We start from the raw sequence: 14,300 nt of genomic DNA, 5'->3' as shown, positions 1-14,300 counted from the left end.
CTGACCTCGAGTTTTCAATAGCTGTATCAGCCGGTAGTATTCCGCCATGAATGCGTATCGAAGGAAAAAGTTATTCAATAGCGGGCTGTGATGTGTAGTCAACCACAGGTGACGTAATATGGTCAAAATGGAAACGGCAGAGCTGGAGACCGATCTGAGTCTGTTCAAATACGACAACCTCGAGCAGTTGCCGCCCCGCTACCGGGACCTCGAGGAGGACGAACGGACCGAACGCATCGAGGCGGCGCTCTCCGAACTCGGCGACGACGTCGTCATCCTCGGGCACAACTACCAGCGACGCGAAATCGTCGAGCACGCCGATTTTATCGGTGACTCCTATCAGCTCTCGAAGGAGGCCGCCGAGGCGGACGCCGAGTACGTGATCTTCGGCGGCGTCACGTTCATGGCCGAGAGCGCGGACATCATCACCGACGACGAGCAGACCGTCATCCTGCCGAGCATGGAGGCCTCCTGCCCGATGGCCGGGATGGCTGAGGCGCTCCAGGTCGACAGCGCGTGGGCCGAAATCACGGCGGCCGCGCCCGACGCGAACATCATCCCGATCACGTATATGAACTCCTACGCGGACCTGAAGGCGTTCTGTGCGAGCCAGGGCGGACTCGTCTGTACCTCCTCGAACGCGCACAAAGCGTTCGAGTACGCCTTCGAGAAGGGTGACAAAGTCCTCTTCCTCCCCGACAAACACCTCGGGGAGAACACGGCTCACCGGATGGGGATGGAAGACCGAATTGCGGAGTGGGATCCGTGGGATCCCGAGGGGAAAGACGCCGAAGAAGTCGCCGAGAGCGACATCATCCTCTGGGACGGCTACTGCCAGGTCCACGAGCGGTTCCGCGTCGATCACATCGAGCAGGTGCGTGCCGAACACGACGATGCGAAGGTCATCGTCCACCCCGAGTGCCGTCGAGAGGTCGTCGAGGTTGCCGATAAAGCGGGTTCGACGGCGACGATCTGCGAGACCGTCGAAAACGCCGACCCCGGCGACACGTGGGCCATCGGCACCGAAATCCACCTGACGAATCACTTGCAACGGTGGCACCCCGAGGTGAACGTCCTCCCGCTCTGTGGTGACGCCTGCATGGACTGCAATGCGATGCGTCAGATCGACCCGAACTATCTGACGTGGGTGTTAGAGGAACTCGTCGAAGGTCGCGAACGCAACGTCATCGAGGTCGCCCCCGAGGAGAAAGAACTCGCGGGCGTCGCACTCGATCGGATGCTCGAGATCTGATCTACGATGACCGAAACTCACAACCACGACCACGAAATTGCGGACGTGCTCGTCGTCGGCAGCGGCATCGCCGGCTGTGCGGCCGCGCTGCAGGCTGCCCGCGAGGGGAGCGACGTCCTCCTCCTGACGAAAGCCACGAAACCAGACGACGCCAGCACCGACTGGGCCCAGGGCGGCATCTCGACGACTCGAGGCGATCCGGAGAGCCTCAAAGCAGATATTATCGCAGCCAGCGATGGTACCGCCGATCCCGACGCGGTCGACGTGCTCGTCGAGAACGCTGACGACGCCGTCGAGGACGTGCTGCTCGAGACGCTCGAGATCGAGTTCGACGAGACGAGCGACGGCGAGTTCGACTACACGCGGGAGGCCGCACACTCGAACTATCGCATTCTTCACGTCGACGCTGCGACGGGGACCCACATCTTGCGGCCGTTCCTGAACCACGTCGCCGACCACGACCGTATCGAGGTTCGGCAGGATACCGCCGCGCTCGAGTTGATTACGCACGAAGGACGAGTCCACGGTGTTTTGAGTGACGAAGATCCGACGGGGTATCCGATCTTCGCCGGGACGACGATCCTCGCAACCGGCGGCATCGGCGCGCTCTACACGCGCTCGACGAACCCCGACGACGCGACGGGCGACGGGATCGCGATGGCCGCCCTCGCTGGGGCGGATGTCGCGGACCTCGAGTACGTGCAGTTCCATCCGACGGCCTACGACGGTGACGACCCGTTTCTGCTTTCCGAAGCGTTGCGTGGCGAGGGTGCAGTACTGCGGAACGGGGACGGCGAGCGGTTCATGGACGACTACCACCGCGATGCCGAACTCGCGCCGCGAGACGTCGTCGCCCGCGCCGTCGAGACCGAGCGGGCGGAGACGGGTGAAGTCGTCTTAGACGTGAGCACGCTCGAAGGCGAGTTCGCCGAGGAGTACCCTGCCATCGCACAGAAGTGTCGCGACCGCGGCATCGAGGGCGCTGAGATTCCTGTCGAACCTTGCGAGCACTTCCTGTGTGGCGGTATCGACGTCGACGGCCGCGGACGGACGAACCTCGACCGACTGTATGCCGTCGGCGAGTGTGCCCGAACCGGCGTCCACGGTGCGAACCGGCTGGCGAGCACCAGTTTGCTCGAGGGGCTGGTCTGGGGGCTCCGCGCAGGGGAAGACGCTGCGGGTCTGGACGCGGACCCCGAAACCGTCGAGGCACCCGACCTCCGCGACAGCGATCCCGACCTTCCAGAGCGCTTCGCCGCCGAGAAGTCGATCCGCCTGAAGCGGACGATGGACGAGTATCTGGGCCTCGAGCGCGATCCCGAGGAGATCGCCCGTGCGAGCGCCGTCCTCCGGCGACTCAAGGGCGAGGTCGACGCCTACATCCGAACCCGGACGGCGCGGGACCTGTACGAACTCCGGAACGCGAGCGTGACAGCCCTACTGATCGCTCGAGCGGCGAGCGAGAATACGGAATCGACGGGCTGTCACTACGTCGTGAACGACGCGAACGAGACGCCCGGCGAACCCGAACAGCCGGCGGACGACTGAACCACAATGATCACCAACGCACAGGTCGAACGCTGGCTCCGCGAAGACGTCGGCCACCACGACGTGACGAACCAGGTTCCGGGCGAAACCACGGGGCGCCTCGTCGCGAAGGAGTCCGGCGTCGTCGCCGGTTTCGAGGCCGCGACGGCCGTCTTCGACTACCTCGGCGTCGACGTGCTCGAGACGCTCGAGGACGGCACCCACGCCGAATCAGGGGCCGAACTCCTCCGCGTCGAGGGGCCCGCACGCGAGGTGTTGCGGGGCGAACGCGTCGCAGTAAACCTTGCGGGCCACGCGTCGGGAATCGCGACGCGAACCCGGCGGGTCGTCGATCGTGCTCGGACCGAATCCGACGACGTTCGGATCGCCGCGACCCGCAAGACGACGCCCGGACTTCGGGGGCTCGAGAAACGCGCCGTCGTCGCGGGCGGCGGGGATACCCACCGACTCGATCTCTCTCACATGGTGATGGTAAAGGACAACCACATCGCCGAGATGGGCCTCGAGGGCGCGATATCCCACTTTCAAGAACGGACCTCGTTCGCGACCCAACTCGACGTCGAGGTCGAGTCCGTCGCGGACGCGCCGCGGGCGGCCGCAGCCGGTGCGGATATCATCCTGCTCGACAACATGACGCCCGCCGAGACCGGGGATGCCGTCGACCTGCTTGCGGAGTACGACGGCGTGCTGGCCGAGGCTAGTGGTGGGATCACGCTCGAGACCGTCGACGACTACGCCGCGACGGGTGTCGACGTGATTTCGATGGGGTCGTTGACCCACTCCGCGCCGTCGCTGGATCTGTCGTTTCGGACCGGCGAGTAACCGGCCATCGTGCTCGAGGCCGGACGTGGGGATAACAGCCCGTTGCATCTGCGTGTGTCTCACTTTTAGACGTTCGACTGATAGATTTCCGTATGATGGAGCTCCCACTACCGCCCGAATCGGGCTGGAACGCCCAGTATCTCGCCGGCGACTGGATCGAACCCGACGATCGGGATACGCTCGCGGTCGAGAACCCCTACACGCGCGAGGAGATCGCGACCGTTCCGGCCGGGACAGAAGACGATGTCGACCGGGCCTACGAGGCGGCGAACGAGGCCCAGAAAGAGTGGGCCCAGCAACCGCCGCAGGCACGAGCGGAGGTGATCACCGCGGCGACCGAGTTCGTCCGCGACAATCGCGAGGCCATCGTCGAACTGCTGGCCCTCGAGTCCGGCAGTACGCGGGTCAAGTCCGGGGCGGAACTGCAGACGGCGACGGGGATGATGCAGCAGGCGGCGAGCTACCCGTTCCGGATGGACGGCCAACAGATGGAGTCGACCATTCCCGGGAAGGAGAACGTCGTCGAGCGCCAACCGGCCGGCGTCGTCGGCGTCATCTCGCCGTGGAACTTCCCGCTGCATCTCTCGATGCGGGCGGTCGCGCCGGCCATCGCGACCGGGAACGCGGTCGTGCTCAAACCGGCCTCGAACACCCCGATCACCGGCGGCTTGCTCCTCGCGCGGATCTTCGAGGAAGCCGGGGTGCCGGAGGGCGTCCTCAACGTCGTCACCGGCAGCGGCTCCGAGATCGGGGACGCGATCTCAGACCACGAGATCCCGCGGGTGCTCGCCTTCACGGGGTCGACCGAGATCGGCCAGCGAGTCGCCGCGAACGCGGCCGGCAACTGCGCGCTTCCCGCGCTCGAACTCGGCGGGAACAACGTCCACGTCGTCACCGAGAACGCTGACCTCGAGCGCGCGGTCGACGGCGGAACATTCGGTTCGTTCCTCCACCAGGGCCAGATCTGTATCTCGATCAACCGCCACCTCGTCCACGAGGATGTCTACGACGACTACGTGGGGATGCTCACAGACCGCGCGGCGAACCTCCCGACCGGCGATCCGACCGACGATGAGACGGTCGTCGGACCGATCATCGACGAGAGCCAGCGCGATCAGATCCTCGAGTACGTCGAGACCTCAGTCGATGAAGGCGCGACCCTCGAGACTGGCGGCGATCACGACGGGCTGGTCGTCCAGCCGACGGTCCTCTCCGACGCGGACAACGACATGGCCGCGGCGTGTAACGAACACTTCGGCCCGGTCGCGCCGGTGATCCCGTACTCGAGCGACGAGGAGGCGATCGAACTGGCCAACGACACGATCCACGGCCTCTCGGGGTCGGTCCACAGCGAGGACCTCGCCCAGGCCCGATCGATCGCCGACGGCATCGAGACGGGCATGATCCACATCAACGATCAGCCGGTCAACGACGAGCCCCACGTTCCCTTCGGCGGGATGAAACAGTCCGGACTGGGCCGGTACAACGGCGAGTCGATCATAGAGGAGTTGACGACGACGAAGTGGATCTCGGTCCAGCGCGAGTCTCGAGAGTACCCGTTCTGACGGCGGTCGCGGATTTCATTACTGGAACCAGGAGAGAAACCGGTTCCAACTCCAGGCCGCGAGCGCGACCGCCGCGACGAGCGCCAGCAAGTACAGCGGCGCCGCGTCGGCTGGCGGGCCGTGAGCCGGGAGGAGCGCGTCGATCAGTCCCGCCCGGACGATCAGGATAGCGAACGCTGCGACGAGCAGCGAGCCGACGACGACGGCGATCGCTAGCCGATTGTCGGCAATCTGTGACTGCGATCGATCCGGATTGGACATCGGAGTACCGACTGTTCTACCGGCGGGGGTAGGGAATCAGTTGTACCTGCAGGCTCCGGGGCGATGCCGGTCGGCCGGTCGATCTCTCAGGACCAACATCGTTGGTGACTGTGAATGTGCCCAATTTCGGTTACGCATACTTCCATCTCATACGAGTTAGTAATCCTCAGTGAGACTCATAACCAGATTCAGTTACTTCATCATCCAAAGCTATTAGTCGTCAGCATCTGTCGTAGTATCCATGTCGATACAACGCCGGCAGTTCGTCGCAGCGGTCGGCTCCGCGGCGGTTGCCGGGATCGCCGGTTGTACGGCGTTTAGGAGTCGGGAAGACGGGGGGATCACCGGCGAAACGCTCCGGCTCACGACAACGACGAGCACCTACGATACGGGGCTGCTCGACGAACTCAACGCGCCGTTCGAGGACCGATACGGCGTCACCGTCGAGGCGATCGGGCAGGGGACTGGAGCCGCACTCGAGACTGCCCGCAGCGGCGACTCGGACGTCGTGATGGTCCACGCCCGCTCGCTCGAGGACGAGTTTCTGGAATCGGGTTATGGCATCAATCGCCGAGACCTCATGTTCAACGACTTCGTGGTCGCCGGCGACGCCGACGATCCGGCGGGGATTTCGGGGAGCGCGGATGTCGAAACGGCGTTCGCCGAGATCGCCGACGCGGAGTCGACGTTCGTCTCACGGGGGGACAACTCGGGAACGCACGCGAAAGAACTCGAGATCTGGGACGCCGCCGGCGTCGGCGACGGCGAATTCGGCGAGTGGTATCTGGACGGGGGCGGCGGCATGGGCGAGATACTCACCCAGACGAATCAGGGTGGCGGCTACACGCTCGCCGACCGCGGCACGTATCTCTCGATGCGGTCGGATATCGGCCTCGAGATCCACGTCGAGGGCCCGATCGAAGACGGGCCGGACCTGCTCGCGAATCCGTACGGCATCGTCGCCGTCAATCCGGCCGTCCACGACACCGTGAACTACGACCTCGCGATGGCGTACATTGGGTATCTCACGGGACTCGAGAGCCGCGAACGGATCGAGGAGTACGCGGTCGAGGGCGAACAGCTGTTCTTTCCGGAGGCCGTCTCCGAGGAACCGAACTTCCAGCAGTACGTCCCCGAGGGCTGGGACGGCGCGGGCGACGACTGAGACTGATTCTGGATGGTACTCGAACTCACCCCGGTCGCGCCGCTGGTCGTCGACTTTCCCTTCGAGTGGCACTACATCCGAAGCATCATCGCGGTCTCGCTGTACGTCAGCCTCGTTGCCGTTGCGCTGAGCACGCTGTTCAGCCTCCCGGTCGCCCTCCTCATCGGCTTCACAGAGTTTCGCGGGAAGACGCTGCTCACGTCGCTTATCAACACCGGGATGGGCTTTCCCAGCGTCGTCGTCGGTCTCGTCGTCCTCTTTGCCGTCTCGAATCAGGGGCCACTCGGCTCGTTCGACCTCGTTTTCACCCCCGAAGCGATGATCATGTCGCAGTTCGTGCTTGCAGCGCCCGTCATCGCTGGCGTCAGTCTCGCCGCCGTCAGCAGCGTCGAGCAGAACGTTCGAGACGCGGCGTACGCGATGGGCGGGACGCGGACGGACGTCGCGTTCGTCACGATCAAAGAAGCGCGCTACGGGATTGCGACGGCCGTGCTGGCGGGCTTTGGCCGCGCGATCAGCGAAGTCGGTTCCGTTCTCATCGTCGGCGGTAACATCGCCCGTTCGGACGGGACGTCGGTCACTCGGACGCTCACGACGGCCATCCAGCTCGAGGCCCGACAGGGCCGGTTCGAGACCGCGATGCTCCTCGGCGCGATCCTGCTCGTCCTCGTCCTGGCCGTCAACGCGATTGTCGTTCGGCTCGGAAACGACGGGGGAGGGCGGTACCGATGACGCTACGCGCGACGGACGTTTATCACGCCTACGGCGACGAAACCGTCTTCGAGGCTGTCTCGCTGTCGATCTCGCCCGGTGAGGTCGTCGCCATCATCGGGCCCTCCGGCGTCGGGAAGTCGACGCTGCTGCGGCTGCTCGCGCTGTTCGACGCGCCCGACGACGGCTCGATCGAGTACGACGGAACCGACGTCTGGGCGGTCGGCGACCGCGAGCGCCTCGAGTACCGTCGTCGGATCGGGATGGTCTTCCAGGAGGCCAGCCTGTTCGACGCGAGCGTCGTTCGTAACGCCGAGTACGGGCTCCGGGTCAGACAGTCGTGGACGGACCGCATTCGACACGAACTCGCGAGTCTCGTCGGGGCCGAAAACGGCACCATCGAAGTGATCGACGCGCTCGACGCCGTCGGATTGGCCGACAAGGCCGATCAGGACGCGTCGTCGCTCTCGGGCGGCGAAGCTCAACGCGTCGCGTTCGCTCGGGCGCTCGCGTACGAACCCGACGCGCTCCTCCTCGACGAGCCGACGTCGGATCTCGACCCGCGAAACACGGCCGTCCTCGAGGAGGCGATCCGCAACGCGCGGGACCGCGGCATCGGCGTCGCGATCGCCACCCACGACATGCACCAGGCCGAACGGATCGCGGATCGGGTCGCGGTGCTTCTCGAAGACGAGATTATCGAGGTCGGGCCAACCGAAACGGTGTTCGAGGAGCCGACCGACGAACGAACACAACAGTTCATCGACGGGGAGCTGATCTACTGATGACGATCGAAAAGGGCTACACCACGACGCTGGCGGTCGACGGCGTGACGATCGACCGCCGCGATATCGAGATGCTCGAGGCGATCGACGACCACGGCTCGATGCACAGCGCGGCCGACGAACTGGGCCGGTCGTACGCGCGTCTGCAGAATCGGATCGTCGAGATCGAAGACGCCGTCGGGCCACTCACCGAACGGCAACGCGGCGGCCGCGGCGGCGGCGGCACCGAACTGACGGACACCGCTTGCGACCTCTGCCAGCGGTTTGACCGACACGCCGCCGAACTCGACGGCGTCGCCCGGGTGACGGAGTCCGTTATCTCGGGCACCGTCCGGGACCGAACGGGCGAACTCGCGACCGTCGAGACGGCCGTCGGCTCGATACTGGCGCTGGTTCCCGAGGACGCGGGCGAAGTGCAGGTCAGCGTCCGCTCGGACGCCGTCGTGCTGACCGATCCCACCGAGACCCCTCGAGGCGACGATACCAGCCTTCGAAATCGGTTTTCGGGGACCGTCGTCGAGGTCGAACCGGGAGACGCGATCGATCGGGTGACGGTTCGACTCGCGGACGAGACGACACTTCAGGCGCTCGTCACTCGAGCCAGCGCGGAGCGACTGGGGCTCGAGACCGGCCGATCGATCACGGCATCGTTCAAGGCGACGGCTGCGAGGGGGATTGGCGTGGACTCGAGGTCGGAGTCGTAGGTGACGGAAACGCAGCGTTGGATGAGCGACTCGACACGACGAGTGTAAGTGAACGAGGGAAGGGATTCGAACCACGGTCGTTTCGCCTCGCTCCACTCCCTGATTCGAATCCCTCTGCTCGCAGTCACCGCTCACGAGTGTTCGCGGTGACATGCGAGGGAAGGGATTTGAACCCTCGGACCTCTACAGGAGCGGGTCTTAAGCCCACCGCCGTTGGCCTGCTTGGCTACCCTCGCACAGAAGGCACTCGACCGTTGACCGTGTGGTGGGATGTGCGTTTCGGTGTTGCTTCGAGTTATCTTTCGCGAACGAGTTTCACGATTCCCTCGAGCGACCGGATCGCGGTTGAGATCCCATCTCTGTTGGTACCCGAAGGCGAGCCCTACCAGTCGACGCTCAACGTCCCGTCGCCGTGGGGGTCCGGCGCAATCTCCTCGTCGGTGCGGCGGTCGACGACGTGAATGCAGCCGTCGTCTTTCTTCGCCGGGCAGACCTCCGCCGCGCGGACGTTGTGCTCGAGATCCTCTTCGTCGAAGAAGTACGTGTTCGGCTGGGCGATGCCGGACTTGATGGACATCTCCCAGTTGCTGCTGACCTCGGCGCACTTGCCCGCGCCGAAGCACTTGTTGGCCTCGAAGATGATCTTGTAGGGCTTCTCCTCGATCGGTGGCGCGTCCGACGAGCCGATGTCGCTCGCGCGCTGGATACCGTCGTCGTCGCTCATTACTCGACAGTTCGGCTGCGTCGCCTTTCGCGTTACGGTCGACGCGAGACGGGGCCCGAGCGAACACTACATCGAGCGGTCTCGAGTCAGCGGCTCACGACGACGGAGCTTTTGGCTCGGGGAGATCGTACGTCACACCGGTCAGTTCGCTCGAAACCTCCCACAGCCGACGGGCCGTCCCGCGGTCGTACGACCGGTCCGAGGAGGCCTGTCGTTCGGGAGTGCCGCGCATGTCCAGCAGTCCGCCGGGGCCGTAGTACGCGCCGCCCTCCGCATCCGGCGCGGTCGCCGCGTACAGCGTCGGGAGCGCGCCCTTCTCGGCCGGCTGGGCTAACACGGCGTTCATAAGCTGTCTGCCCAGCAACCGGATTCGGGAGCCACGGCCCTCGATTCCGCGGAACTGTAACTGCGTGTCCGCGTAGCCGGGATGGACCGCGAGACTCTTGGCGGACAGCCCGGCCGTGAGGAACCGACGCTCGAGTTCGTACGCGAACAGCAGGTTGGCGAGCTTCGACTGGCCGTAGGCGTCCCACTTGTCGTACGCCTGTTCGCCCTGGAGATCGTCGAAGTCGATCTCGCCGCGCTCGTGGAGGCCGCTCGAGACCGTCACGACCCGCGCGGGTTCCGATTCGGGGGCCGTATGCAGTCCCTCGAGCACCAGTCCCGTGAGCGCGAAGTGACCGAGGTGGTTGACGCCGAACTGGGTCTCGAAGCCATCCTCGGTCTCCGACCACGGAATCGCCATCGTCCCGGCATTGTTGATCAGGACGTCGATCGGTTCGTCCTCGAGCCGATCGGCGAACGCGCGGATCGACTCGAGGCTCGCTAGATCACAGACCTCGACGCGGAGGTCGGCGTCGGGAACGCCCGCACGGACGTCCGCTGCGGCGTCCTCGCCACGCTCGGTGTTTCGACAGGCCATGATCACGTTCGCCCCGTGTCGGGCGAGTTCGCGGGTTGCCTCGAGACCGATCCCGCTGTTGGCTCCCGTGATGACGATCGTTCGGCCGTCCTGATCGGGAACGTCGTCAACTGTCCAGTTCACACCGACGCTAACGCGTGCCCGACCCCTAAACGTACGCACTGCGTTTCCCACCGACGGCTGTCGGTCTCCGTTCGAATACGCCGCTCGGAACCTTCAGGTGACGGCGGTCTGTCGCAAACGGCTCCAACTTCGGGACATGCAGCCGATCGGCCCGCACGATGGCTGATCCGAACCTGGTCTGCGGACATATATTCACGAACCGGTCGACAAACACTTATCAGCGCCTTTGTGGTCGGTTGCGTATCGAAATGACTTCGCGACAACCGTCGACCGTGGACCGACGGACCGTTTTGACAGGAGCCGCCACGAGCCTCGGTACGCTCGTAATCGCGGGCTGTGCCGACGATACCGGCGACGACGAGGGGGCCGATGATGACGGAGACGAACTCGAAGAGACGGCGGAGAATTCAGACTCGAGCGACGACGATACGGACGACTCCTCGTCCGAGGTCCACGCGGAGTACGAGACCACCGAGGTAGCGGTGACGGACGCCGACGGCGAGGAACTGGGCGAAGTGACGGCGGCGATCGCCGACGCACCGGAACTGCAACAGCTCGGACTGAGCGACACCGAGGCGTTACCAGCGGACCGCGGCATGCTGTTCGTCTACGAGACGGTCGAGGACCGAGAGTTCTTCATGCGGGAGATGTCGTTCGGGATCGACATCGTCTTCGCCGACGACGAAGGCGTGATCACGGATATTCACCACGCGCCGGAGCCCGGACCGGACGAGGACGGCAGGGACCAGACCTATGCCGGCCGCGGACAGTACGTACTGGAAGTCGTCTACGAGTGGACTGCCAAGCGCGACGTCGAGGAAGGTGACGTCCTCGAGTTCGAGCTGTAGTTATAGTAGCCACTGCACGCCATTGCACGCCTGACCACCAGCTGTGTCGGCGATCAGTGTGTGAATCGTTTCAGTTAATACTATATCTACCGCTGGGGCGACAGCGTTCGGAACGTGCAACGGGCTCTCGAACTCGAGACACCGCGGATTCACGGCATCAGCGGTTGGTGGTGCGATTGGTATCGTTTGGACAGGAGTGTGAAACCGAGCCCTCCGATTCGGTGAGTACGTCTGCAGAAGTACCTTTTTCTCGTCGGGTTCGCTCGTGTGGCTCGCTCACCGCTCTCTGCTCACGGACGCTTTGCGTCCGTTCGCACGGTTAGCGGGACCGCCGGTCCCGCTCAACTCCAAAAGTCTACGCTAAAAAGGCCGCTCGCTCCCGATGGTCGCTCGCGGGTGCTGCAGCTTTGGCTCAACCGCAGCGGTAATGCCTTGCCCTGTACTGAACGGTGCGTTCTTGGCCTGTACGCACTCCGAGTTTCGCGAGAGTGTTCTGAACAACGGATCCGGCTCCCGGCTGTTGTTATTCGTTGCCGACGGAGACCGACTCGAGCACGACATCCTCCCGCGGCCGGTCGTTCGCGTCGGTGTCGACGCCGCCGATCTCCTCGGCGACAGCCATCCCCGCAGTCACCTTGCCGAAGACGGCGTGTCTGCCGTCGAGGTGGGGCTGGGCGTCGAGGGTGATGAAGAACTGCGAACCGTTGGTGTCCGACCCGGAGTTGGCCATACTCAGGATGCCAGCGCCGTCGTGGCGCAGATCCTCGTGGAACTCGTCGTCGAACTGGTAGCCCGGACCGCCGCGGCCGGTGCCGAGCGGATCGCCGGTCTGGATCATGAAGTCCTCGATGACGCGGTGGAACACGATGTCGTCGTACAGCGGTTCGCCGTCGACTTCCGCACCCGTTACGGGATCGATCCAGGGCCGTTCGCCGGTCGCGAGACCGACGAAGTTCTCGACGGTTCGCGGGACGCGGTCGGCGTATAGTTCGACATCGATCTCGCCCATGCTCGTGTGTAGTGTCGCCGTCAGCACGTCGTCGGGGCTCGAGTCCGCAGTCGATCCGCCGTCGGTCGCGTCCGAGTTGCGTCCCACGTCGTCATCAGCGGGATTCACGCAACCGGCGAGTGCGAGGCCGAGACTCGAGGCGGTTCCAGCGAGCAGCGTTCGTCGACGGAGCGGTCGGTATGGAGCGATACCGCTCGTGAGTCTCGTAGGAAAATAACAATATCGGGTTTCAAACCCGACTCGAGGCGGTCCGCGGGCGCGCAGTACGACTCGGGACTGTCGCACTGTGCTCCCTCGGGCGTGACCACGCGAGCACGGCTTTTCGTCGACAGGTTCACTCGAGGAGGTCTGCTATCTCCGCGACGTCGTCGACGGTCTGGAGATCGCGCTCGAAGAACGCTCGACGAGCGCGCATCGTCTCCTCGTCCCAGTTCCACCACTCGAGTTCCAGAAGCTTCTTACGAACCGCCCGGGGGAATCGCCACTTGATCCGTTCGGCCGGGACTCCGGCGACGACAGCGTACGGCTCGACGTCGGAACTGACGACCGACCCGGCCCCGACGATGGCACCATCACCGATCGTCACGCCGGAGAGGACCGTCACCTTCGTCCCGATCCAGACGTCGTTACCGACCGTGATCGGCCCCTTCCCCGTCGGCGGAAGGTCGCTGTCGAGCACCTCGTCGTAAAAGCGGATCTGTTGTGACGGTCTCGTCGTCTCGTGGTTCGTCTGCTGGAACGTCGTCTCACGGGCGATAGCGCAGTATTTACCGAGTTCGACCGCTCCGACGAGATCGCAGTTCGGCTCGAGGTTCGTCCGGGTTCCGACCGTCACGTCACCGGCGAGGATGCAGCCCCGACTCAGCCTCGTATGCGGGCGGAGATCGATCGCGCCTCGAAGCAGACACCCCATCGCAATGCGAGCGGAGGGGGCGATTTCGAGAGCCGTCGAATCGAGATACCGGTCAACGAACCCGTGTGTCACGGACGGATAGCCTAGCACCGACAGCGAGCGTTCCACAAGGGTATCGAGAGTCACCGTAGTCAGTGTTACGGAAGATTAGTATAAAAATGTCGTTCGATTCACAACCGTACTGACGAATGCATCTGCTCGAACGGTAACACTCCCGCCCGCAGGAACGTCGTACGGTGTCGCGACGTCGAAAAACTCCGTTCGGTGACGTCGGGGGCTATACACTCGAGCGCCGCTCGAGCTTGGAATCGATTACTCGTAGTCGACGGAGACCGACTCGAGGACGACGTCCTCTTTGGGTTCGTCGTTTCGGCCGGTGTTGACGCTCCCGATCTCTTCGACGACGTCCATCCCGTCGGTGACCTTCCCGAAGACGGAGTGGCGGTCGTCGAGGTGCGGTTGGGCGTCGAGCGTGATGAAGAACTGCGAGCCGTTGGTGTCCGGTCCGGAGTTCGCCATGCTCAGGATGCCAGCGTCGTCGTGGCGGAGGTCGTCGTGGAACTCATCGTCGAACTGGTAGCCGGGACCACCGCGACCGGTTTCGGTTGGGTCGCCGCCCTGAATCATGAAGTCCTCGATGACGCGATGGAACGCGACGTCGTCGTACAGCGGTTCGCCGTCGACCTCCTCGCCCGTCTCGGGGTCCTCCCAGCTCTTTCCGCCGGTCGCGAGACCGACGAAGTTGTCGACGGTCCGCGGTGCGCGTTCGTCGTACAGTTCGACATCGATGTCTCCCTTGTTAGTGTGGAGGGTCGCAGTAACATCTCCCATACCTTCGGGGACGGCGGGCCGACAGAAAACGCTAGTGGTCTCGAGCCGCGGCGACCGAGCGGAATCTCGAGCGGTCGCGAACCCGATCGGATGTCATGTTCGGGTGACGACAGACGG

The 14,300-nt window shown here is 64.4% G+C and carries 15 protein-coding genes and 1 tRNA gene; 9 read left to right on the top strand and 7 right to left on the bottom strand.

Translation table 11 applies throughout. The features are described from left to right. Window positions 1-118 precede the first annotated feature (118 nt). From nadA to NATTI_RS0106385, 4 genes are all read left to right on the top strand, one after another. Window positions 119-1,252, top strand: a complete 1,134-nt coding sequence (nadA, locus tag NATTI_RS0106400) for a quinolinate synthase NadA (protein WP_006088831.1) — start codon at window positions 119-121, stop codon at window positions 1,250-1,252. A gap of 6 nt (window positions 1,253-1,258) precedes the next feature. Continuing rightward, window positions 1,259-2,800: an L-aspartate oxidase gene (locus NATTI_RS0106395; RefSeq protein ID WP_006088833.1), complete on the top strand. Its 1,542-nt coding sequence runs from the start codon at window positions 1,259-1,261 to the stop codon at window positions 2,798-2,800. A gap of 6 nt (window positions 2,801-2,806) precedes the next feature. Next, window positions 2,807-3,622 (top strand): carboxylating nicotinate-nucleotide diphosphorylase, encoded by an 816-nt coding sequence (gene nadC / locus NATTI_RS0106390; RefSeq protein ID WP_019991683.1) that lies wholly within the window; start codon window positions 2,807-2,809, stop codon window positions 3,620-3,622. Window positions 3,623-3,714: 92 nt separating this feature from the next. After that, window positions 3,715-5,187, top strand: a complete 1,473-nt coding sequence (locus tag NATTI_RS0106385) for an aldehyde dehydrogenase family protein (protein WP_006088834.1) — start codon at window positions 3,715-3,717, stop codon at window positions 5,185-5,187. A gap of 18 nt (window positions 5,188-5,205) precedes the next feature. Here NATTI_RS0106385 and NATTI_RS0106380 read toward each other — a convergent pair whose 3' ends face one another. Next, window positions 5,206-5,448: a hypothetical protein gene (locus NATTI_RS0106380; RefSeq protein ID WP_006088837.1), complete on the bottom strand. Its 243-nt coding sequence runs from the start codon at window positions 5,446-5,448 to the stop codon at window positions 5,206-5,208. A 241-nt stretch (window positions 5,449-5,689) separates the two neighbouring features. Between NATTI_RS0106380 and NATTI_RS0106375 the strand changes: the two genes are divergently transcribed. Genes NATTI_RS0106375 through NATTI_RS0106360 form a run of 4 tightly spaced genes read left to right on the top strand, consistent with a single transcriptional unit; the run spans window position 5,690 to window position 8,813 of the window. Then, entirely contained in the window at window positions 5,690-6,613 is a 924-nt protein-coding gene (locus tag NATTI_RS0106375) for a substrate-binding domain-containing protein (protein ID WP_006088838.1), read from the top strand. Window positions 6,614-6,625: 12 nt separating this feature from the next. Next, window positions 6,626-7,345: an ABC transporter permease gene (locus tag NATTI_RS0106370; protein WP_006088839.1), complete on the top strand. Its 720-nt coding sequence runs from the start codon at window positions 6,626-6,628 to the stop codon at window positions 7,343-7,345. After that, window positions 7,342-8,109, top strand: a complete 768-nt coding sequence (locus NATTI_RS0106365; protein ID WP_006088841.1) for an amino acid ABC transporter ATP-binding protein — start codon at window positions 7,342-7,344, stop codon at window positions 8,107-8,109. Before NATTI_RS0106370 ends, NATTI_RS0106365 begins: the two co-directional genes overlap by 4 nt. Continuing rightward, window positions 8,109-8,813 carry a TOBE domain-containing protein gene (locus NATTI_RS0106360; protein ID WP_006088844.1) on the top strand — a complete coding sequence of 235 codons (705 nt, stop codon included), beginning with the start codon at window positions 8,109-8,111 and terminating at the stop codon, window positions 8,811-8,813. Before NATTI_RS0106365 ends, NATTI_RS0106360 begins: the two co-directional genes overlap by 1 nt. A gap of 152 nt (window positions 8,814-8,965) precedes the next feature. Here the strand turns inward: NATTI_RS0106360 and NATTI_RS0106355 are convergent. The 3 genes from NATTI_RS0106355 to NATTI_RS0106345 all read right to left on the bottom strand — a co-directional run bounded on the left by NATTI_RS0106355 (window position 8,966) and on the right by NATTI_RS0106345 (window position 10,582). Next, window positions 8,966-9,049: transfer RNA gene (locus NATTI_RS0106355), tRNA-Leu, on the bottom strand. A gap of 146 nt (window positions 9,050-9,195) precedes the next feature. Beyond that, complete coding sequence (locus NATTI_RS0106350; protein WP_006088846.1) at window positions 9,196-9,537, bottom strand: ferredoxin; 342 nt, start codon at window positions 9,535-9,537, stop codon at window positions 9,196-9,198. Between the two features lie 94 nt (window positions 9,538-9,631). After that, the gene (locus NATTI_RS0106345) at window positions 9,632-10,582 is read right to left on the bottom strand and encodes an oxidoreductase (protein ID WP_006088847.1); all 951 of its coding nucleotides are present in this window, start codon (window positions 10,580-10,582) and stop codon (window positions 9,632-9,634) included. 248 nt (window positions 10,583-10,830) lie between these two features. On the opposite strand from NATTI_RS0106345, the gene NATTI_RS0106340 reads away from it, so the two are divergent. Then, entirely contained in the window at window positions 10,831-11,430 is a 600-nt protein-coding gene (locus NATTI_RS0106340; protein ID WP_006088848.1) for a DUF192 domain-containing protein, read from the top strand. Window positions 11,431-11,953: 523 nt separating this feature from the next. Here NATTI_RS0106340 and NATTI_RS0106335 read toward each other — a convergent pair. The 3 genes from NATTI_RS0106335 to NATTI_RS0106325 all read right to left on the bottom strand — a co-directional run bounded on the left by NATTI_RS0106335 (window position 11,954) and on the right by NATTI_RS0106325 (window position 14,183). Then, window positions 11,954-12,466, bottom strand: a complete 513-nt coding sequence (locus tag NATTI_RS0106335; protein WP_027119082.1) for a peptidylprolyl isomerase — start codon at window positions 12,464-12,466, stop codon at window positions 11,954-11,956. 307 nt (window positions 12,467-12,773) lie between these two features. Continuing rightward, window positions 12,774-13,478 carry a CatB-related O-acetyltransferase gene (locus NATTI_RS0106330; protein WP_027119081.1) on the bottom strand — a complete coding sequence of 235 codons (705 nt, stop codon included), beginning with the start codon at window positions 13,476-13,478 and terminating at the stop codon, window positions 12,774-12,776. A 186-nt stretch (window positions 13,479-13,664) separates the two neighbouring features. Beyond that, complete coding sequence (locus NATTI_RS0106325) at window positions 13,665-14,183, bottom strand: peptidylprolyl isomerase (protein ID WP_006088853.1); 519 nt, start codon at window positions 14,181-14,183, stop codon at window positions 13,665-13,667. Between the last annotated feature and the right edge of the window lie 117 nt (window positions 14,184-14,300).

Source organism: Natronorubrum tibetense GA33 (assembly GCF_000383975.1).
Classification (GTDB): domain Archaea; phylum Halobacteriota; class Halobacteria; order Halobacteriales; family Natrialbaceae; genus Natronorubrum; species Natronorubrum tibetense.
The sequence above is the reverse complement of the archived record's forward strand: the minus strand, read 5'-3'. Positions and strand labels throughout refer to the sequence as shown.

Excerpts from the sequence above, each read along its gene's own strand:
- NATTI_RS0106350 (WP_006088846.1), bottom strand. The coding sequence starts at position 9,537 with ATGAGCGACGACGACGGTATCCAGCGCGCGAGCGACATCGGCTCGTCG.
- NATTI_RS0106370 (WP_006088839.1), top strand. The coding sequence starts at position 6,626 with ATGGTACTCGAACTCACCCCGGTCGCGCCGCTGGTCGTCGACTTTCCC.
- nadA (WP_006088831.1), top strand. The coding sequence starts at position 119 with ATGGTCAAAATGGAAACGGCAGAGCTGGAGACCGATCTGAGTCTGTTC.
- NATTI_RS0106385 (WP_006088834.1), top strand. The coding sequence starts at position 3,715 with ATGATGGAGCTCCCACTACCGCCCGAATCGGGCTGGAACGCCCAGTAT.
- NATTI_RS0106380 (WP_006088837.1), bottom strand. The coding sequence starts at position 5,448 with ATGTCCAATCCGGATCGATCGCAGTCACAGATTGCCGACAATCGGCTA.
- NATTI_RS0106325 (WP_006088853.1), bottom strand. The coding sequence starts at position 14,183 with ATGGGAGATGTTACTGCGACCCTCCACACTAACAAGGGAGACATCGAT.
- nadC (WP_019991683.1), top strand. The coding sequence starts at position 2,807 with ATGATCACCAACGCACAGGTCGAACGCTGGCTCCGCGAAGACGTCGGC.
- NATTI_RS0106340 (WP_006088848.1), top strand. The coding sequence starts at position 10,831 with ATGACTTCGCGACAACCGTCGACCGTGGACCGACGGACCGTTTTGACA.
- NATTI_RS0106375 (WP_006088838.1), top strand. The coding sequence starts at position 5,690 with ATGTCGATACAACGCCGGCAGTTCGTCGCAGCGGTCGGCTCCGCGGCG.
- NATTI_RS0106395 (WP_006088833.1), top strand. The coding sequence starts at position 1,259 with ATGACCGAAACTCACAACCACGACCACGAAATTGCGGACGTGCTCGTC.
- NATTI_RS0106360 (WP_006088844.1), top strand. The coding sequence starts at position 8,109 with ATGACGATCGAAAAGGGCTACACCACGACGCTGGCGGTCGACGGCGTG.
- NATTI_RS0106365 (WP_006088841.1), top strand. The coding sequence starts at position 7,342 with ATGACGCTACGCGCGACGGACGTTTATCACGCCTACGGCGACGAAACC.